This window comes from Novosphingobium resinovorum (assembly GCF_036352595.1).
In the GTDB taxonomy this organism is placed as follows: Bacteria; Pseudomonadota; Alphaproteobacteria; order Sphingomonadales; family Sphingomonadaceae; genus Novosphingobium; species Novosphingobium resinovorum_B.
The window spans coordinates 1-19,106 of the sequence record NZ_JAZFAX010000054.1 but is presented as its reverse complement, the minus strand read 5'-3'; the positions used below and the strand labels follow the sequence as shown (position 1 = coordinate 19,106).

Genomic DNA, 19,106 nt, shown 5'->3' with positions numbered 1-19,106 from the left:
TCGCTCCGTCACCGGAACCGCCCGTCTCAGCGGCAAATCGGCCCTCGTAGCTATCCGCGAACTCGTCGACGGCAGGTTCGTGGTCGCCTGATCAGAGCCCAATTGCTGACCCCGTGAGCAATTACGCCAGATCAGCGTCGGAGCGCACGGCGGCGATCACCCGGTCGCCCTGACTCAGGCAGCGCTCGACCAGCGCCTGCCCGATGCCGCTGCCAGCGCCGGTGACGAGAATGCTGCGCATCAACGCCCCTCCACCGGTGCAGCATCGCGCATGTCGGGCTTCCAGTGAAACTGCGGCAGTGCGGGCTGAAGCAGTCCGGGCGCCGCAGCGATCACGCCGGGCACCGCCTGCAGCATCGCCACCACCGTCATGATATAGCCCGGCGGCGTCGGCTCCTCAGGCTTGACGTAGACATTGTCCTGATAGGACGCCTGCCCCGCCACGGTGATGCGCAGCGAGGGGCGGCCCTCGATCTCGATCAGCCAGAAGTCGTTGACCGGACACTCCTCGGGCCGCATCGATTCGCCCAGATACCAGTAGACTTCGGTGGTGTAGAACGGCTTGCCGCCCGAATATCCCGTCCACGCATAGGAGACGAGGCCGACGGTGTCCGCCTCCACCGCCATCACCGGTTCGGACAGCGCGACGGGCGTTTCGGCAAGACGCGCGGTGCGCTCGATCCGATCGACCGGGATGCCGAGGCGGTCGGCGTAGAACAGGATAGGCTGGCGCAGGTACCCCCACCGCGCGCGGCAGCAGGTACGAGAGCCCGCCGTCCGGCGGCAGCCCCAGTTTCTGATGCGGGAACACGAAGCGCGCGCCCGGTTCCGCCAGCGCTATGTCAGCGCCGCAGACATAGGCCACCGCCGCCCCGGCCACCGCGCCCTGACACGCCACCACGATCGGCATCGGCAGGGCGATATAGGCTTCCATTTGAATGCGCGCCCGGTCCATGCGCGCGTGATAGTCGGCGTAGCGGTCTTCGGCGCTCTGGTCGATCGTCTGCGCGAAGCCCTTCACGTCGCCGCCGACGCAGAACGCCGCGCCTTCCGCGCGCATCAGCAGGACGCGCACGTCCGACGCCTCCGCCGCCGCAGTAAATATCGCGCCAAGCTCGGGAATCGCCCCGCTGGCGATGGCGTTGCCGATGTCCGGCCGGTTGAACGTGAGGTACAGCACCCCCGCCTCCAGCCGGACGGTGAAACCGGTGCAGGAACGGACGGCCTGCACTCCCAGAATATCCGTCATGGCACCCCTCCTGTCCCGGCGTCACTTTTGGTTTGCCTACGTACTATCTTTGCATCACCATGCCTGTCAATGGTACTAGATGGCCCTGAAGGTTCGTGACAGATGCGTCATCATCGGGCATGAACACAGGTCAGGCTTTTGTAAGCTTGCGCACGCTTCCGGTCATCGGCATCGGAAGCAGGACGCCCGAACCGTTTGTGATTGGAAGGCCATGCCCAGCAAGAAAAGTGATACCGCCGTCGCCGAGGCTATTGTCGAAGCTCCCGTCACCGAAGCGGGCGCCCCGCCGCGCCGTCCTTCCGCCAAGCAGTTCACGTTCGGCTACCTGATCCACGACGTCTCGCGCCTGCGCAGGATCGTCATGGACGATATCATGAAGCCCTACGGCATCACCCGTTCGCAGTGGTCGCTGCTCAGCGCGCTGTCGCGCAGCGGCAATTCGGGCATGATGCAGGTCGACCTCGCCCGGCTGCTGGAAATCGGCAAGGTCACCACCGGCGGCCTGCTCGAACGTCTGGAAAACAGTGGCCACATCGAACGCCGCCCGGACGAGAACGACGCCCGCGCCCGCCGCGTCTTCATCACGGAAAAGGGCTACGAGACGATCGGGCTGATGATCACCGTCGCCAGCAAGGCGAACAAGCGCGTGATGAAGGGCCTCACCGCCGAGGAATCCAAGATCGCCGAAAAGGTGCTGTTCAAGGTCAAGATGAACCTGAAGGACATCCACTACGAGCACGTCCTCAATGGCAAGGCCGAAGAGAACATCAACTTCCTCAAGGCGTCGGAGGACGATCTCTAGCCCCCCACAACCATCCGTCATTGCGAGCGTAGCGAAGCAATCCAGGGCAGTCTTGAGCCGCCCTGGATTGCTTCGCTACGCTCGCAATGACGAAGAGGACTACCGCCCCGTGAAGTTCGGTCGCCGCTTCTCCACGAAGGCCGTCACGCCCTCGCGATAATCGTCGGTGTGGCGCGACAGGCCCTCGAAGGCGATGCTGGCCTCAAGAATCGAGGTCAGCTTGTCGCGCAACCCGATGTTCGCGGCCATCTTGGTGTAGCGGATCGCCGTCTGCGCGCCGCGCGCCATGCGGGTGGTATAGGCCGCGACCGCCGCGTCCAGTTCGGCGCCGGGGACCGCGAAGGCGATCAGGCCCAGCCGCTCGGCTTCGCTCGCCTCCACCGCCTCGCCCGTCAGCAGGTAGTGCCGGGCCTTGCCGTAACCGATCAACGCGGGCCAGATCAGCGCGCCGCCGTCGCCCGCGACCAGCCCCACCTTGACGTGCGGATCGGCGAACCGCGCACCCTCGGCCGCGAAGACCACGTCGCACAGCAGCGCGATCGTCGCGCCGAAGCCCATGGCATCGCCGTTGATCTTGGCGATCACCGGCTTGGGGCAATCGAGCAGCGAGGAGACGATGCGCTTCATCGTGCGCGCCTCCACCACGAAAGGCGCCAGCCCGTCTTTAAGTTCGTCAGCTAACCAGTTCATGTCACCACCGGCACAAAACACCGGCCCGGTGCCGGTCAGCACGATTACGTCGCTGTCCGGGTCATCCGCCGCCTCGTCGAACACCCGAGCCATTTCCAGATGGAGCCGGTGTGTCACCGCGTTAGCCTTTTCCGGCAGGTTGATGCGAATCGTCAGCACACGGCCGTCGCGTTCGAATTCCAGCGCCTGATAGCTGCCCTGATCCAGCATCCTCGTCACCTCTTCCTTGTCCGGGCTTTCCTATCCCGCCTCATATTGATACGCTTGCTTATCAACAAGCCCGAATCTACGGGTTCATCCATCCGGGGGAGCATACATGGATATCGACAGGATCCGCACGATGCGCATCGAGCCCATCGTGCAGGACTATGGCAAGCGCGAAACGATACTCTATGCGCTGGGGCTGGGCTACGGCGCCGATCCGCTCGACACCGCCGAACTGCCGTTCGTCTATGAGGGCGACCTCAGGATCGTGCCGTCCTACGTCAACCTGCTGTGCCATCCCGGCTTCTGGGCGCAGCGCCCAGAATTCGGCATCGACTGGGTGAAGATCCTCCATGCCGAGCAGGAACTGCGCATGCACACCCCCCTGCCGCCGACCGGGGCGCTACGCGGCGAATACCGGGTGCGCGCCGTCGAGGACAAGGGCGAGGGGCGCGGCGCGCTGCTGCACCAGGACAAGGAACTGTTCGACGTCGCCACCGGCACGCACATCGCCACGGTACGCTCCAGCCTGTTCCTGCGCGGCAACGGCGGCGAAGGCGGCTTCGGCGAGCCGCCCGCACCCGCCACTCCGCTGCCGGACCGCGCGCCGGATCGCTCGATCGCGATCCCCACCCTGCCCCGACAGGCGCTGATCTACCGCCTGTCGGGCGACTGGAACCCGCTCCACGCCGACCCCGCCATCGCCGCGAAGGCGGGCTTCGCGATGCCGATCCTGCATGGCCTGTGCACCAACGGCATTGCCTGCCGCGCCGCGATCGCAACGTATTGCGACCACGACCCGACGCGCCTCGCCGCGCTGTTCACGCGCTTTTCCAAACCGGTGATGCCGGGCGAGACGATCCGCGTCGATTTCTTCGAGGAACCGGGCGTCATCCGCTTCCGCGCCGTGGCGCAGGAGCGCGAGGAAGTGGTACTCGACCGCTGCTCGCTGAAAGTGCGATGATGGCGCCGTCCGGCCTGCTCGGAGACGCACCCGCAGACGCGCGGGCGCAGCGCCTCGGCATCGGCCGCCGCGTCGCGCTGGCTGGCAAGCTGCGTGCGCTGATACATGCGATGGCCGCCACCAGCGCCGACGACGCCACGCTCGACCGCGCCGCCGAACTGATCGAGAAGGCGCGCGCATTGCTCGCCTCGCAATCCTCGGAACGCGGCAGCCGCCTGCTCGACGGGCCGCTGATGGGGCTAGGCAAGCTCAGCGAACTCGGCCCTTTCACCACGCCCAACCATGCCCTTGCCCCGCCGCTCGACCTGATACTGGGCGAGACGGAGGCGGAAGCCGTCGCGGTCTACGGCGCGGCGCACGAAGGCGGGCCGGGGCTGCTCCACGGCGGCTTCATCGCCGCCACGTTCGACGAACTGCTCGGCGTCGTCCAGCGCGGCACGATCCGCATGACGGGCGAGTTGACGATCCGCTACCGTGCGCCTGCGTACCTCAATCGCCCCTTGCGCTATCGCACCTGGCTGGACCGGATCGAGGGGCGCAAGGCCTTCGTCAGCGGCACGCTCCACGATGGCGATACCCTCTGCGCCGAGGCCAGCGCGACCTTCATCGCGCTGCGCGAGGCGCCGTTCGCCGTTCCCGACTGACGGCTACTCCACCGCCAGCGCCTGTGCGATCATTGCGTTCAGGCGGCGGCGGCCTTGCTCGCGCAAGTCCTCGCCGATCGTCTCGACGCTGAGGATGCCGTTCAGAACCGTCGCGCCGATCACCAGGATCAGCGCCAGACCGGCGCGGATCTGCGGGCTGTCGTCCCCCAGTTGCGCGGCGAGCGGGGCGAAGACGTCCTCCACGAAAGCCTCGCCGATGATCCGCGCCGTGGCGGGCGAGGAGGCCGAGCGCAGGATGATGTAGAGCCGCTCCAGATCGGCGCGCTGTTCATCTTCCTGCCCGGCGAAGGCGAGGTCGCCCAGCCATGCCGCCAGTTCGGCGCGGCTGGTGGCGCCGCCGAACCACGGCTCGTCGCGCCGTTCCAGCAGCACCTTGCGGAACAACTCCTCCTTCGATCCGAAGTAGCGGCTGACCAGCGCCACGTTCACCCCCGCCTCGCCCGCGACATCGCGCATGCCGACGGCCTCGTAGCTTTCGGCCGCGAAACGGCGGCGCGCGGCGGCGAGGATATCGTCCCGCGTGGCGGAAGCATTGCGCGAACGGGAAGAAGCAAGGGCCATGCCCATGGCCTAGCCCAGACAATGCCACATGTAAACCACTGTTGACTTACGATGAATATGGTACTAATGCGAACCATATCAACACAACAGGAGAGGACCTGTCATGGCTCCGGTACAAAGTCTGGCGATCGACCAGCTCGTTCCCCAGCCGAACGAGATGTATGCGCTGGCGTTCACCGCCGTCGTCGCATTCGTTTCGGTGTCGCTGGTGGTGCGCTATTGCATGAAGCACGGCATCTGGTGGCCGATGATCGTGGTCGTGGGCGGCCTCATCACCTGCCTGCAGGAGCCGCTCTACGACCATCTCTACGGCCTGTGGTTCTTCGAGCAGGGGCAGCTAAAGGCTTTCACCACGTACGGCATCCATGTGCCGCTGTGGCTGCCGGTGATCTACATCGCCTATTACGGCGCCAACACGATGTGGTACTGGCACCGGCTGGAAAGCGGGTCGAGCATCAAGGCGATGATGGCGATGTTCGCGGTGGAAGTGCTGCTGGCGGGATTGGCCGAGCAGTTCTACATCAACGTGGTGGGGCTGTATAACTACCAGAGCAACCAGCCTTTCTACATTCTCAACTACCCGATCTTCGTCGCCATCGTGAACGGCGTGCCGCCGACGCTGGGGGCGATCATCATCTACAAGCTCAAGCCGCATCTGCAGGGCTGGCAGAACCTGCTGCTGCTGTTCCCGGTGCCCTGGGCCTTTGCCGCCAACTCTTTCGGCAGCGGATACCTGTACCTCTCGGCGCGCCATGCCGTTCCGGCAGTGTCGCAGCCGGTGCTCTATCTTGCGGCGGCGACAGCGGCGCTGGGTTCGATCGTGACGATCTGGGCGGCGCTGAAGGTAGCGGGCGTGCCGGTGGCGCGGTCGGCAAGCCGGACGGCATCGACGGCAAGTATGGTGCCGGCGGAGTAAGTCTCCCAGCGCGGCCCTCGGGCCGCAAACCTCAAGGGGCGGAGGAACCGGCTGGTTCTTTCCGCCCCTTTTTCGGTGCCTTCAACAAGCTTGTGCTCAAACGTGGCACGCGGAGGCAATGTCCGCCCTACCCCACAGTCTACCGTCACCCTGAACTTGTTTCAGGGTCCATCATGCCGATAACCCTGTTCACGAGCAGGCCCATCGAGGGCGGCTTGCGGCCCTTAGCTCCGGCAATAACCGCCCGATGGATCCTGAAACAAGTTCAGGATGACAAAGGCGGGCGGCGCAATGTCCGCTCCCCCACCCCATCCTCGTCATGCAGGTAAAGGCATGAACTCTCTGAAAGCGGAAAATCGGACGAGGAGCATCACGCACGCCGCCTAAGCCAGCATGGCGCGCGCGATGAGGCCGCGCTGGATCTCGTTGGTGCCGCCGAAGATCGACCAGCACCGGCCGTAGAGGTAATGGTGCGCCATCGCGCTCGCCTGCTGCGCGGCCGAAAGTTCGGCGCCCGGCGCAAGGTGGAGGTCGGCCGGATCGTGCACCGTGCCCAGTGGCCCCTCGATGGCGAGCGCCAGTTCGGAGAGCAGTTGCAGGATCTCGGTGCCGCGCACCTTGAGGATCGAGGCTTCCGGCCCGTCGCGGCTGCCGCCCTGCTGCCAGCCGCGCACATAGTCCCGCTCCAGCGCGCAAAGCGCCGTCAGCTGGATTTCGGCATCGGCCAGCCGGTCGGCGATCAGCGCGACTTGCGCCGTATCCCCCTCGGCCCCGCGCAATTGCGCGAACATCGCCTTGATCACGCCAAGCAGCTTCAGCTTCGGCCCGGTATCGGCGATCGCGACGCGCTCGTTGGCGAGGAGGAACTTGGCGATCGTCCAGCCCTGCCCTTCATGGCCGACAAGGTTCTCCACCGGCACCCGCACATCGTCGAAGAAGACCTGGTTGGTGTGGTGCTGCCCGTCGATGGTGACGATTGGGCGCACCTCGATGCCGGGCGTGGTCATGTCGATCAGCAGGAACGAGATGCCCGCCTGCGGCTTCACCTCGCGGTCGGTGCGCACGAGGCAGTGCATCCAGTCGGCCCAGTGCGCTTCGGTGGTCCACATCTTCGTGCCGTTGATGACGTAGTGGTCGCCCTCGCGCACCGCCGTGGTCTTGAGCGAGGCAAGGTCGGACCCGGCGTTCGGTTCGGAATAACCCTGGCACCACCACACGTCGCTCGACAGGATGCCGGGCAGGTGACGGGCCTTCTGTGTCTCGTTGCCGAAAGTCTGGATCACCGGGCCGACCATGTTGACGCCGTAAGGGATGATGAGCGGCGCGCCGCTGCGCCCGGCTTCCTGCACGAAGGCGAGCTGGCGGTTAAGATCCCAGCCCTGCCCGCCCGCATCTTCCGGCCAGGCTCCGGCGAACCAGCCCTCGGCGCGCAGCAGCTTCTGCCAGCGCACGAAATCGTCCTTGCCGAATTCGAGGCCCTTCTCGCCCTTGAGGCGGATGTCCTCGGGCAACTTGTCGCGCACAAAGGCGGCCACTTCGGCGCGGAACACGGCGAGTTCGCCGTCGTCCTCCGCCGCCGGATCGAGATCGGCCGCGCCTGCGAAACGGGCGCGGTGCACCGCGGCCGAACCTTGCGTCGCCCGGATCGCGGCGAGGCGGCGCATATAGTGGCTGACGTCGAGTTCGTCGGACACGCCCATGCCGCCGTGCATCTGCACCGCCTCGTGCCCGACCAGCCGCCCGGCGTCGTCCGCCAGCGCCTTCGCCGCGCTGGCAAGCGCGCCGGCACCGCCCGTATCGCCCGTATCTCCCGTGGCATCGAGCGCGGCGATGGCCCGCTCAATCAGGGCGCGGGCGCTTTCGGTGGCGATCATCATCTCGGCCAACCGGTGCTGCAGCGCCTGGAAACTGGCGAGCGGCACGCCGAACTGCTTGCGGGTCTTGAGGTAACCGGCGGTGCGTTCGCACAGCGCACCGAGGATGGCGACGCTCTCCGCCGCCAGCGCGCAGGCGTGGCGCGCCAGCGCCCGCTCGATGGTCGCCGCATCAATGGCGAGGCGCCGCGCCGGGGTCCGCTCGAAATGGAGCGTCGCGGCCGAGGAACCGTCGATCAGGCGCGTCGGCTCGCGGCGCGTGGACGGCGCATCGGCCTCCACCAGCAGGCACGCGAGCGCGCCGTCGATTTCGGCGGTGACGATCCACGCATCCGCCAGATCGGCGTGGCGCACCGCGCGCTTGGTGCCGCTGAGGTGCCAGTGTGCGCCATCGGCCTGCGCCGTAACCCGGCGCTGCGCGAAGCTGTCCAGCCCTTCGTCATGGGCGAGGACCACGACCCGCTCACCGCCGATCAGCGGTTCGACCGGCTCGCCCGCCTGCGCCAGCAGCCAGCCCGCGACGGCGCTGGAGGCCAGCGGCTCGACCAGCAGGTGCCTTCCGGCCGCTTCCATCACCGTGGCGAGATCGCGCATGGTGCCGCCGAAGCCGCCCAGTTCCTCCGGGAAGGCGGCGCCGAGGATGCCCTGCTCGGCCAGATCGGACCACAGGGCCATGCGCTCGGGCACGGCGGCGGCAAGCCGGTGGCGGCGCGCCTCGAATTCGTTGCGCTGCGCCAGCAGGCGGCCCGCCATGTCGGCCAGCATGCGCTGCGTATCGGTCCTTGCGAAACTCATGACAAACTCTCCGGGCCGGGCGCCATGCGGTCCGGCCCGGTCATTGTCTTGCGCCAGCATAAGCGCGGCCGGTAAGGTTCGCCCAGCCGCGACGTGCCTTCTCTTCAGGAAATCTCGCCGAGCACCGTGCCAACGGGATACGTCTCGCCCGGCTGCGCGATGATGCGCAGCGTGCCAGAGACTTCCGCCTCGACTTCCTGCGTCGACTTGTCGCTTTCCAAAGCAAACAGTGCGCTGCCGGCAGTCACCTGCCCGCCGTCCGCCACCAGCCATTCGGACAGGACGCCCTCGTTCATCGAAAAGCCCAGCTTGGGCAGCACGATCTCAGTCGCCATGGATGATACCTTCCGGTCAGGGGTTGAGCCAGGTTTCGCGGTCGATCCCGGCATTGGCCTTGGCGCGCGCGGCGATTTCCAGCACGCCCGCGCCGATGGTGGTCGGGTCCTTGCTCGCCTCCATCTGCGGCCCGTGCTGCCAGCTCTCGATCACCGAGTAGCCGAAGCCCCAGGCCTCGAACACGCGGCCGGAAACCGCCTTCGCCTCCGGGCTGCACAACCAGGTGACGAGCGCGGCGATCCATTCGGGGTCGCGGCGCTGCTTCTGTTCCTCGGTCAGTTCGCGCAGGCCCGCGGTCATGCGCGTCTCGGCGCGCGGGGCGATCGCGTTGACGGTGACGCCGAAGCGCTGCAACTCGCGCGCGGCAAGCTGCGTCAGCGTGGCGATACCGCCCTTGGCGGCGGCATAGTTGGCCTGCCCCATGTTGGCGAACAGCGCCGAATGCGACGTGGTGTTGACGATCCGCGCATCGACCGCCTCGCCCGCCTTGGACAGCGCGCGCCAGTGGTCGGCGGCGTGGTGCAGCGGGGCGAAAGTGCCCTTGAGATGGACCTTGACCACCGAATCCCAATCGGACTCGCTCATGTTGACCAGCATGCGGTCGCGCAGGATTCCTGCGTTGTTGACGAGAATGTCGAGCCTTCCGAACGTGCCCACCGCCTGGTCGATCATCGCCTTGGCATCGTCCCAGCTGGACACGTCGGACGTGTTGACGACCGCCTGCCCACCCATCGCCTCGATCGCGGAGACGACTTCCTGCGCCGGGGTCTGGTCGGCGCCTTCGCCCGCAGCGCTCGATCCGAGATCGTTGACGACCACTTTCGCGCCGTGCTCGGCCAGCTTGAGCGCGTGTGCGCGCCCCAAACCGCGCCCTGCGCCGGTGACGATCGCGACTTTTCCTTCCAGCAGACTCATTATCCCTCCTCCCGGCGCCCTGCGGCGCGCCGCGGCTCATGCCTTGCCTTCTCCTTGCATGATTCTAGTACGCCTGCAAACTGTTTTCTTGAAATGGGATTGCAACACCAGCAGCCACAATCCGTGGAATTGTTCGGGATTATCGCAAAAACCATAAATATCTTGCGATCGTCAATTCGGTATGCTCGATTACGATATATACGGAATCGCACAAGCGATCGACAATGGAGGACGCCCCGAAGTGCAACCGCACCAGCCGGTTACCAACACGCCTGCGCCACACATCCCCGGAGAACCGGGCGTGTGGATTCTGGTCATGGGCGACATGTTCGTCTTCGCGCTGCTGTTCGGCACCGTGGCCTACTACCGCATGGACGGGCCGGAGGTCTTCCATGCCTCGCAGGCCAGTCTCAATCAGGCGCTCGGGCTCACCAACACTTTCGCGCTGCTGACCAGTTCGCTGTGCGTGGTGCTGGGCCTGAACGCCGCGCGCGAACGGCGTGGCGGACGCGGCTGGATCACGCTGGCAATGGCGCTGGGCGCGATGTTCGTGGGCTTCAAGCTGCTCGAATATGCGCAGAAAGGCGGCGAGGGCCTGCTGCCCGACACCAACATGTTCTTCATGCTCTACTTCGTGCTGACCGGCATGCATCTGGGTCATGTGCTGCTGGGGCTGCTCGCGCTGTTCTTCATGCGCCGGGCGATCGATCCCGACATCTCGCCCGAGAACCTGCGGCTCGTCGAATGCTGCGCCATCTTCTGGCACATGGTCGACGTGCTGTGGGTGATCCTGTTCGCCATCTTCTACCTGCATCGGTGAGAGCCATGACCGCGAAACTCCATAGCCCCGTCGCCACCTGGCTGATCCTGGTGGTCGCCACGCTGCTCTCCTACGTCGCGTGGATCGATCCCGAGCGGCTCTCTCCCGCGGTCGCCGGATCGGCGGTGATCCTCATCGCGATGGCTAAGGCGTGGCTGATCGGCATGCGCTTCATGGAACTGGAAAGCGCCGTGCTGCCGCTGCGGATCGCCTACAACCTGTGGGTGGTGGTGGTGGGGGCGGTGCTGCTGGCGATGTTTGCCGTGGCGTGATGGCGACCGGCCAGACATTCCACTCTCGTCATTGCGAGCGTAGCGAAGCAATCCAGGGCGGTTTACGCGGCTCTGGATTGCTTCGCTACGCTCGCAATGACGAGAGTGGAATGTCTGGCCCAGCTTACCCTAACTCCCCGCCGAAACCTCGCGGCAGTATTCGGCGAGGAATTCGGCATCCACCAGCGGCTCGAACAGCGCGCCCAGTTGCAGCAGGCAGGTGTTGATGACGCCCGCGCGCGCCGGTTCCAGATCCTTGTCGCGCGCTTTCTGGAAGAACATGCAGCCCCACATCAGATACCAGATGTTGTCCGCCAGCGCGGAGGGCGAGTTGGGATAGCGCAAGGGCCGCACCACCTGCTCGTTGACGCCGCGCTGGACCAGCTGCGCCAGCCCCATGCGCGCCTGCTGCTCCACCCGGCGAAAGGCATCGACGATCTCCGGATCGAGCCGGTGCAGCGCCATCATCGAGGTGAAGAAGAACCGGTAGTCCCAGATCAGGTTGAGCATCGAGCGCAGCAGCCGGTGCGTCTCCGTGGCCGAAGGCATGCGGGTGCCGCTGAGCAGTTCGGCCAGAAACTGGCCCTGCATCTGGCTGATCTCACGGTCGAAACTGTCCTTGAGCGCGATGACGATATCGCGCTTCTTGGGGAAGTAGTACGTGAGATTGCCCGACATGATGTCGATGCGCTCGCAGATCATGGCGATCGAGGTGCCGTCGAACCCTTCGAGGTTGAACAGGTCGCGGCTCGCCGTCAGGATCAGGTTGCGCGTCGAGGGCCTGACGCCCGCTTCGCGGTCAGCAGCCAACTTGCGCTGACCGTTCGTGGACGCCATTCTTCGTACCTTCTTCAGCGGGACGGAAGCCTGCGCCCCCGCGCCCCTTGGTCCTGATTGGCCGCCCAAGTTACCGGCGACCGAGATATTTGTCGATCTCGGCATGGTAGTGCCGGATGCGGATCTCGGAATCGCCCAGCAGGATGCCGCCGAAGGCCTTGCTGCGGATACCCTTCTGCACCAGCGGCACGCGCAGCGCGTCCTGCGCCAGCACCGCGCCGAATTCCTCCAGCGTCTGCGGTTCGCGCACGTCGGGCCGCTCGGAGCCGTCCCAGCCGGGGGTGGAGGTGGCCTCCGGCCCGATCGAGGCGATGTCCACCACACATTCCTGCGTGCCGGGCACCGGCAGGTTCAGCGAGATCGCGCGGTAGAAGCTCTTTTCCGGGTCGGTGGGATGCGGGCGGAAGATCTGGATCAGCAGCGCTTCGGCGAAGTAGTTGATGGTGATGTTGGGGAACACGAAGTAGTTCCAGTCGTCCGTCACCCGCCGGTCATCGAGCTGGTCGAAGAAGTCGGTGTAGCCGTGGCGCGCCGCCCATTTGCGCTTGGTGTCGGCCAGCGCCTTCCAGTATTCGTAGCCCTTGATGTCGGTGTAGTCGTCGGGATTGCCGCCGAAGAACTGGACGTACATCTGCAGGAACGGATTGACCGTGTCCTGGTCCTCGTGCCGCCCGGAAACGAAGCCGTAAGGCACGATCATGCGGCTGAGGCCATGGTCGTAGAGATCGTACTGCGTCTCGTGCGTGGCCGAGAACGGGATGACCTCGGGGTGGACCTCATCCGCATGGTAGAACTCAATGAAGGCGTCGAGCGCGGTCTTCCAGTTGGCGTCCCAGGTCGTCTCGAAGTCACCGATCACGCGGAACTTGTCGAGCGGGAAGACCTCCATGTGCTCGATCATGACGTTGAGGTGATCGCGCAGGCTGATCCCCTCGTCCGCCATGCTGATGAATACCAGCGTGTTCCACACCCCGCAGCGCATCCGCTTGAGGCCGGGGCGGTGCGCGATCGTCTCGGGCCGGAACAGCATCTCGTCCTTGATCTCGACGTTCTTGCCGGTGCGGTCGAACTTCCAGCCGTGGAAGTCGCACTCGAAGCAGCCCTTCTCGCCAAGGCTGCCGAAGCGCTGGCTGACGATGCGGTTGCCGCGGTGCGGGCAGACGTTGAAGTAGGCGTTCACGCCTTCGTCGCCCGGCCCGTCTCGCACGACGATCACCGACTCGCGGCCGATGTCGATCATGAAGTAGTCGCCCACTTCGGCAAGATCGTGCGTCAGCCCCGCGAACTGCCAGGTGCGGGTCCACATGTGCTCCCATTCCCGCTCGGCTTCCTCGCCCGAGTAATAGCGCTCGGCGCTCAGCACGCTGCCGCCGTGGTCGATGAACGGGGCCTTGGCGCCCGGATCGCCCGGCGCCGCATCGGGGTAGCGCACGAAGCCGGTTTCATGGGAATATCTGGGGGTGCTCTGGAAGTTCATTCTTGCCTCTCCAAAGGGTCGTTCATATCGGCTATATGGTTCGCCTGCTTACTGATTGAATAGACCCTCACGATCGGGTACGTCAACCTTTCTAGTAGGCACGTACAAATCAGGGAACGGCGGGAATGTGCGCTTGCGGGCGCACGACCTTCGCCTGTTTCGTGCAAGGGTACGGCAAGACCGCAATGTGGAGAGATTCGCGATGAACGCCCCGACCGATCCCCGGACCACCGCGCCCGCCCCGCTCGACCCGCAGGAGGTCAAGCTGTCACGCACGGCGACGTGGAGCGGGATCGAGACGCCCGCCTTCTACGGCCCGGCCGGCGGCGGCGATGCGGATTACCGCGCGAAGCAGGCCGATCCGGGGCAGTATCCCTTCACGCGCGGCAGCTACCCGCAGATGTACCGCAGCCGCATGTGGACCTTGCGCAACATCGTCGGCTACGGATCGCCCGAGGATACGCTGGCGGGCATCCACCAGTCGCTAGCGGGCGGCTCCACGGGCATCAACATCGTGTTCGACGTGCCGACCCAGCAGGGCATCGACCCCGACCATCCGGCGTTCGGCATGGAAGTCGGGCTGGAAGGCTGCTCGGTCCCTTCGCTCGCCGACATGGAGCGGTTGATGGCCGACATCGACGTGACCCGCACCGATGTCGCCTGGCACGCCACCTTGTTCGCCTATACGCTGACCGCCGCGATGGCGAAGCGGCGCGGCATTCCGCTCGACCAGATACAGGGCTCGCACATGCCCGACCACCTGCAGCAGACGCTTTCCGGCTGGGGCACGCATGTGGTGCCGACCGACCTTGCCCACCGCGCCACGGTGGACTGCGTGGAGTTCTGCGTGCTCAACAGCCCGCGCTGGGCACTGGGCATGCCGCAGGCCTACGACCTGCGCGAACGCGGCGCGACCCCGGCGGCGGAGATCGCCTTCGGCATGGCGATCGTCAACAAGACCATGGAAGACCTGATCGCGCGCGGCCTTCACGTCGATCAGGTGGCGCCCAGCATCGCCTGGGTCTCCACCTCCGACATCGATTTCTTCGAGGAAGTCGCCAAGTTCCGTGCCCTGCGCCGCATGTGGGCGACGACGATGCACGAGCGCTTCGGCGCGAAGGACGCCCGCTCGATGCGGCTGCGCATGGCGTGTCACACCTCGGGCAAGAGCCTCGTCTTCCAGCAGCCGATCAACAACATCACCCGCGCCGCGCTGCAGAGCTTCGCGGCGCTGTGCGGCGGCGTGCAGAGCCTGGAAGCCTGCACCTACGACGAGCCGATCTGCATCCCGACCGAGGAAGCGCGCAAGATCGCCACGCGCACCCAGCAGATCCTCGCGCACGAAGTCGGCGCGGCGCGCGTCGCCGATCCGCTGGGCGGCAGCTACTACGTCGAAGCCCTGACCGACCGGATCGAGGCCGACGCCAGGGCCCTGCTCGCGCAAGTCGAGGACATGGGCCTGCTCAACGCGGTGGAGAACGGCTTCATCGAAGGCTGGATGGACGCGGCGAACCTGCGCTTCGAGGAGGAACTGGAAGCGGGCGAGCGGCTGCAGGTGGGCAAGAACTGCTTCCAGTCGGCCGACAGCAAGACCCCGCCGCGCTTCGCCTTCAACCCGGCGAATACGCAAGACCATATCGCCCGCTTCAAGGCGATGAAGCGCGACCGCGATCAGGCGGCGGTGCAGGCCACCTTGCAGCGCCTCTACGACGACGTGCGCGCCGGGCGGAACATGCAGCCGGGCATGATCGACGCCTTCCTCGCCTCCGCCTCGATCGGCGAGACCTGGGGCGTGGTGCGCATGGGCATGGGCCAGGCCTATGATGCCTACCGGACGCTGGAGTGCCCGTTCGCGCTGAGTTGAGGGAAGAGGCGGAGCGGACGTTGCCTGCTTGCCGCGTTTTAACCCAACCCCGCTCAGGCTGAGCTTGTCGAAGCCCGCCCGCAACCTCGGCCCATCCGCTTATCGCGCCACGCCGCCAGGGGCTTCGACAAGCTCAGCCTGAGCGGGGGTGGGAGGTCTGATTTGGGTGGTAAGTTGCCATTGCCCCTCGCCTCGCGTCATCCTGAACTTGTTTCAGGATCCATCAGGCAGTTGGTGCCGGAGGTCATCTCGCAAACCGCCATCTCGGTTTGCGGATCAAGAACCTGAGCTATCGGCTTGATGGACCCTGAAACAAGTTCAGGGTGACGGCGGACTTTGGGTGGGAGCGGTCATCCGTCATCCCGGCGCATGCCGGGACCGTGGGCGAGTCTTGAGGCGATAGCTTGCGCCGGGGCGCCCTGACGCGAGGGCCTGCCTAAAGACAGCCCACGGTCCCGGCATGCGCCGGGATGACGGTCATGAGCAAGGTCCGCAACGGGGCGTGAACGGAATTTCCGGTTCTGGCTGTGAACGCAACAAGCCGACATGGCCATTTTCAGGAAACCACCAGCGATTTCGTAATGTATGATTTGTGATGGGACGCTGCCGATCTGGCGAACCATTTACCGTGATCGTACAGAATAGACAGGAATCACGCAAAGGCGCGAAGGCGCAAAGAGGGTTCGTTCGCGGCCACGCCCTCTCTTCATCCGATGCTTCGTGCTGCGCAAGGTTGAAGCAGACGGATAGCCTGCGGCGCCCGGTGACACCTCCGCGCCTTTGCGTGAAACCACGTTCCTTCTTCACCCAAACCCGCAGCCTCAGATCGGCAGGTAGGCAGGCGCCGGATCCCCCCGGTGAACCTCGGGCAAGCGCCGCGCGATGTCGCATAGCAGACGCGCGATCTTGCGGATCGCCAAGGTCGCCGGGCGCTGGTTCGAGCGGACCAGCACCAGCAGCAGTTCCATGTCGGGGTCGGCGATGTTGGCCGCGTTCATCCGGCCCGCCATGACTTCCTCGCGCACCGCCATGCGGCTGGTGACGGTCCAGCCCATGCCCGCGCAGACCAGCGCCTTTTGCGTGGTCAGCGGATCGACCTGGGTGGAGAAGGTCAGCGGCACCTCCAGCTTGCGCGCGGTCACCTCGACCAGCATGCGCAATGCATTGGGCGGCTTGGCCATGATGAGCGGCAGGTCCGCGAGCGCCGAGAACGGCACCCGGTCGCTGGCCGAGACGGGATCGTCGGCGGGCCCCGCCAGGCACATCGGCAGGCGCACCAGCGCCTCCTCGGTATTGGCCACGGTGCCCGGCTCGCGCAGCACGAAGGCAAGGTCGATGCGGCCGGTGGCGACCTGCTCGGCCAGTTGCCCGCCGCTCGCCTCGGTCAGGTGCAGTTCGACACCGGGATAGAGCGCGCGGGCCTGCGCCACGAACTCGGCCGAGATCCGCAGCGAGGGCAGCATGCCCACGCTCACCCGGCCGACCGGCACGCCCGCCTGCCCCTTGATGTCGAGCATGATCTGCTCGGCCTCGGAGATCATCGCCTGGACGCGCGGCAGCATCGCCTCGCCCACCTCGGTCAGCGCGACGCCGCGCCCGGTGCGGTAGAACAGGTTGCAGCCGCACTGCACTTCCAGCGCGTTGATGTGGCGACTGATGATCGGCTGCGGCCGGTTGAGCACCACCGCCGCCTTCGACAGGCTGCCCATCTCGTTGACGAGCAGGAACAGCTTCCACCGTTCGAAATCCATGGCTCCGTTTCTCCCGACATCGGACTATCCTGCCCGTTCGCGGGTCATGCGATAAATTCGCGCATGGCACAATATTTAAAATGGCGCGGCGGGCATGCATCCGACTCTGTCTGGAGCGTTCGAATTACCGCTGCGGCGCGCTGGGTTACGTCCAGGTGTCGTCTAGGTGCCGTTAGGTGCCGTTCAGTGCGCGCGGCGGCTGGCGTAGACGAAGGGCTTGAGGCTGGCGATGCACAGGATCGAAACCGTGATCGCGGCGCCCACCAGATAGCGGCCCATCTCGTAGCTGCCGGTCTGGTCGCGGATCACGCCGAGCAGGATCAGCCCCGTTCCGTTGCCCACCGCCGATGCCGCGAAAGTCATGCCATAGATCGCACCGAACGCCTTGAGCCCGAAGTAGCGCGAGACGAGGTAGGCGTTCTGGCCGACTTCGCCGCCCAGCCCCAGCCCCATCAGGAAGGCTCCGGGGACCAGCAGGAACATGTCGTTCTGCGTGTGCACGGTCATCACGCCGATCGCCGCGCAGACGAAGTAGGGCAGGATCACGCGCGGGGTGTTGAAACGGTCGACCAGGAAGCCCGAGGAGAACTCGCCCGCGACGACGCCGGCGAAGGCGCAGCTCATGATCGTCGTCGCCGTGCCCAGCGCCAGGCCGCGTTCCAGCAGCATCGGGACGACGTGCTGCATCGTGCCCAGCAGCGCCATCGAACCGCACATGATGGCGAAGAACACGAGGTAGAAGACCGGCTGGCGCAAGGCCTGACCGCGCGTCACGCCCAGCAGTTCGGGCGCGGATTCCATGCCCTCCGGGTTGCCCTCGGCATCGAGGCTGGCGACGCTGGAGGCATGGGCGCGGGGGGCTCTGACGAGCAGGTAGACGAGCGGGAAGCCGAGGCACAGCACGATGGCCGACAGCCCCATGTAACCGCCTCGCCAGCCATGGTCGGTGATGAGCCAGGACGAGACCTTGGGCATGATCGTCTGCGCCGCCCCGGCCCCCAGCGCCACGCACAAGCCCAGCACGAAGCCGCGATGCCGGTCGAACCACATCGCGATGACCTTGGCGTAGCCGACGGAACTGGTCAGCGTCGCGCCGGTCGTCAGCAGCACCTGCAGCGCCACGAAGTGCCAGAGCACGCCCATCCGGCTCAGCAGGAAGAAGGCGAGCGCGAAGATCAGGATGCCGGGCAGGATGACCTGTCGCACGCCGAAGCGGTCCATGGCCTTGCCCGCGAAAGGCACCATCGCCGCGTTCAGCCACAGCGCCATGGCCAGCACGAACGAGATCTGGGTCCGGCTGGTATGCAGCGCGTCGGGAAGGACGTTGAGGAAGTTGCTGTTCGTCGCCGCGATCATCGCATTGGGTCCGACGATGAAGCCGATCCACACACCGAGCGCCGCCGAAATGGACGCGCGATTAAACTCGCTCTTCATCGGATACCTTTCCCAACACCCGCCTCGAACGCAGCCGGGCCTTTCTTGCCCCCACGCCTGCCACAAGGCCGCCGCGCGAGCTAGTACATGGGCTGCATATCTGACAAATTAGCGCATTGAGTAATTATTTCTTGCGCATGCTGTCCACCTTGGTCATCTGAGGCGATAGAGTCCGGGCGATCACGGACATAATCTGAGGAAGAGGGACGCTGGATGGCGATCTTGGGAATTGAAAGCGTGGTCTACGGGGTCGAGGACATGGCCCTGTGCAACCGCTTCTGGGACGATTACGGACTGACGCGGCTGGACGGGCCCGAGGACGGCAGCGTCTGGGGCTTTCCCAGCGGATCGCGCCTCATCATGCGGCCAATCGACGATCCTGAACTCCCCCCCGCCTACTTCCCCGGCTCGGGCGTGCGCGAGACGTTCCTGGGCGTGGACACCGCCGAGAACCTCGAAATCCTGGTGCGCCGCCTCGAGGTGGACCGCGAGGTGCGCCGCGATGCCAACGGCACCGCGCACTTCGTCGATCCCGACGGCAACCCGATGGCTTTGCGCGTGTGGAACAAGCGGCCGGTGCTGTGCCGCCCCGATCCGGTCAACGCGCCCGACTTCATCCAGCGCCTCAACCAGCATCGCAAGTGGCGCACCCGCGCACGGCCCAAGACGATCAACCACAT

The 19,106-nt window shown here is 65.7% G+C and carries 18 protein-coding genes and 2 pseudogenes; 8 read left to right on the top strand and 12 right to left on the bottom strand.

Annotation, left to right across the window (positions count from 1 at the left end):
* Nucleotides 1-121 precede the first annotated feature (121 nt).
* The 3 genes and pseudogenes from V2S85_RS25155 to V2S85_RS27315 all read right to left on the bottom strand — a co-directional run.
* Nucleotides 122-241, bottom strand: coding sequence for an SDR family NAD(P)-dependent oxidoreductase (locus tag V2S85_RS25155; protein WP_330705534.1), 120 nt, complete (start codon nucleotides 239-241; stop codon nucleotides 122-124).
* Nucleotides 241-627, bottom strand: coding sequence for a hypothetical protein (locus V2S85_RS25150; protein ID WP_330705533.1), 387 nt, complete (start codon nucleotides 625-627; stop codon nucleotides 241-243). Before V2S85_RS25150 ends, V2S85_RS25155 begins: the two co-directional genes overlap by 1 nt.
* Before the next feature lie 121 nt (nucleotides 628-748).
* Nucleotides 749-1,249: pseudogene (locus V2S85_RS27315) on the bottom strand (enoyl-CoA hydratase/isomerase family protein); the annotation flags it as partial.
* A 211-nt stretch (nucleotides 1,250-1,460) separates the two neighbouring features.
* Here V2S85_RS27315 and V2S85_RS25145 point away from each other — a divergent pair.
* Entirely contained in the window at nucleotides 1,461-2,051 is a 591-nt protein-coding gene (locus V2S85_RS25145; protein ID WP_330705532.1) for a MarR family transcriptional regulator, read from the top strand.
* 99 nt (nucleotides 2,052-2,150) lie between these two features.
* Here V2S85_RS25145 and V2S85_RS25140 read toward each other — a convergent pair whose 3' ends face one another.
* A complete protein-coding gene (locus V2S85_RS25140; RefSeq protein WP_330705531.1) occupies nucleotides 2,151-2,951 on the bottom strand; it encodes an enoyl-CoA hydratase/isomerase family protein in 801 nt (266 codons plus the stop codon).
* 106 nt (nucleotides 2,952-3,057) lie between these two features.
* Here V2S85_RS25140 and V2S85_RS25135 point away from each other — a divergent pair, with 106 nt between their 5' ends.
* Nucleotides 3,058-3,909: a MaoC family dehydratase gene (locus V2S85_RS25135; protein WP_330705530.1), complete on the top strand. Its 852-nt coding sequence runs from the start codon at nucleotides 3,058-3,060 to the stop codon at nucleotides 3,907-3,909.
* Nucleotides 3,906-4,553 (top strand): PaaI family thioesterase, encoded by a 648-nt coding sequence (locus V2S85_RS25130; protein ID WP_330705529.1) that lies wholly within the window; start codon nucleotides 3,906-3,908, stop codon nucleotides 4,551-4,553. The genes V2S85_RS25135 and V2S85_RS25130 overlap by 4 nt, the downstream gene beginning before the upstream one ends.
* A 3-nt stretch (nucleotides 4,554-4,556) precedes the next feature.
* Here the strand turns inward: V2S85_RS25130 and V2S85_RS25125 are convergent, their stop codons facing one another.
* Nucleotides 4,557-5,135 carry a TetR/AcrR family transcriptional regulator gene (locus tag V2S85_RS25125; protein ID WP_330705528.1) on the bottom strand — a complete coding sequence of 193 codons (579 nt, stop codon included), beginning with the start codon at nucleotides 5,133-5,135 and terminating at the stop codon, nucleotides 4,557-4,559.
* A 103-nt stretch (nucleotides 5,136-5,238) separates the two neighbouring features.
* On the opposite strand from V2S85_RS25125, the gene V2S85_RS25120 reads away from it, so the two are divergent.
* Nucleotides 5,239-6,051 carry a hypothetical protein gene (locus V2S85_RS25120; RefSeq protein WP_330705527.1) on the top strand — a complete coding sequence of 271 codons (813 nt, stop codon included), beginning with the start codon at nucleotides 5,239-5,241 and terminating at the stop codon, nucleotides 6,049-6,051.
* Between the two features lie 383 nt (nucleotides 6,052-6,434).
* On the opposite strand, the gene V2S85_RS25115 is transcribed toward V2S85_RS25120, so the two are convergent.
* The 3 genes from V2S85_RS25115 to V2S85_RS25105 form a co-directional block, all read right to left on the bottom strand.
* Nucleotides 6,435-8,720 carry an acyl-CoA dehydrogenase family protein gene (locus V2S85_RS25115; protein WP_330705526.1) on the bottom strand — a complete coding sequence of 762 codons (2,286 nt, stop codon included), beginning with the start codon at nucleotides 8,718-8,720 and terminating at the stop codon, nucleotides 6,435-6,437.
* A 104-nt stretch (nucleotides 8,721-8,824) separates the two neighbouring features.
* Nucleotides 8,825-9,055, bottom strand: a complete 231-nt coding sequence (locus V2S85_RS25110) for a lipoyl domain-containing protein (protein WP_285021478.1) — start codon at nucleotides 9,053-9,055, stop codon at nucleotides 8,825-8,827.
* A gap of 16 nt (nucleotides 9,056-9,071) precedes the next feature.
* Nucleotides 9,072-9,971, bottom strand: coding sequence for an SDR family NAD(P)-dependent oxidoreductase (locus V2S85_RS25105; RefSeq protein ID WP_330705525.1), 900 nt, complete (start codon nucleotides 9,969-9,971; stop codon nucleotides 9,072-9,074).
* A 301-nt stretch (nucleotides 9,972-10,272) separates the two neighbouring features.
* Here V2S85_RS25105 and V2S85_RS25100 point away from each other — a divergent pair, with 301 nt between their 5' ends.
* Entirely contained in the window at nucleotides 10,273-10,791 is a 519-nt protein-coding gene (locus V2S85_RS25100) for a cytochrome c oxidase subunit 3 (RefSeq protein WP_330705524.1), read from the top strand.
* Between the two features lie 5 nt (nucleotides 10,792-10,796).
* Nucleotides 10,797-11,063 carry a cytochrome C oxidase subunit IV family protein gene (locus V2S85_RS25095; protein WP_285021475.1) on the top strand — a complete coding sequence of 89 codons (267 nt, stop codon included), beginning with the start codon at nucleotides 10,797-10,799 and terminating at the stop codon, nucleotides 11,061-11,063.
* A 129-nt stretch (nucleotides 11,064-11,192) separates the two neighbouring features.
* Here V2S85_RS25095 and V2S85_RS25090 read toward each other — a convergent pair whose 3' ends face one another.
* Both V2S85_RS25090 and V2S85_RS25085 read right to left on the bottom strand, forming a co-directional pair.
* Nucleotides 11,193-11,900 (bottom strand): TetR/AcrR family transcriptional regulator, encoded by a 708-nt coding sequence (locus V2S85_RS25090; protein WP_285021474.1) that lies wholly within the window; start codon nucleotides 11,898-11,900, stop codon nucleotides 11,193-11,195.
* A gap of 70 nt (nucleotides 11,901-11,970) precedes the next feature.
* Entirely contained in the window at nucleotides 11,971-13,377 is a 1,407-nt protein-coding gene (locus V2S85_RS25085; RefSeq protein ID WP_330705523.1) for an aromatic ring-hydroxylating dioxygenase subunit alpha, read from the bottom strand.
* A gap of 202 nt (nucleotides 13,378-13,579) precedes the next feature.
* Between V2S85_RS25085 and V2S85_RS25080 the strand changes: the two genes are divergently transcribed.
* Nucleotides 13,580-15,241, top strand: a complete 1,662-nt coding sequence (locus V2S85_RS25080) for a methylmalonyl-CoA mutase family protein (protein WP_330705522.1) — start codon at nucleotides 13,580-13,582, stop codon at nucleotides 15,239-15,241.
* 821 nt (nucleotides 15,242-16,062) lie between these two features.
* Here the strand turns inward: V2S85_RS25080 and V2S85_RS25075 are convergent.
* Together V2S85_RS25075 and V2S85_RS25070 are read right to left on the bottom strand one after the other, a co-directional pair.
* Nucleotides 16,063-16,992, bottom strand: coding sequence for a LysR family transcriptional regulator (locus V2S85_RS25075; protein WP_330705521.1), 930 nt, complete (start codon nucleotides 16,990-16,992; stop codon nucleotides 16,063-16,065).
* Nucleotides 16,993-17,175: 183 nt separating this feature from the next.
* Complete coding sequence (locus V2S85_RS25070; protein WP_330705520.1) at nucleotides 17,176-18,426, bottom strand: MFS transporter; 1,251 nt, start codon at nucleotides 18,424-18,426, stop codon at nucleotides 17,176-17,178.
* A gap of 213 nt (nucleotides 18,427-18,639) precedes the next feature.
* Between V2S85_RS25070 and V2S85_RS25065 the strand changes: the two are divergent.
* A pseudogene (locus tag V2S85_RS25065) lies at nucleotides 18,640-19,106 on the top strand (VOC family protein); the annotation flags it as partial.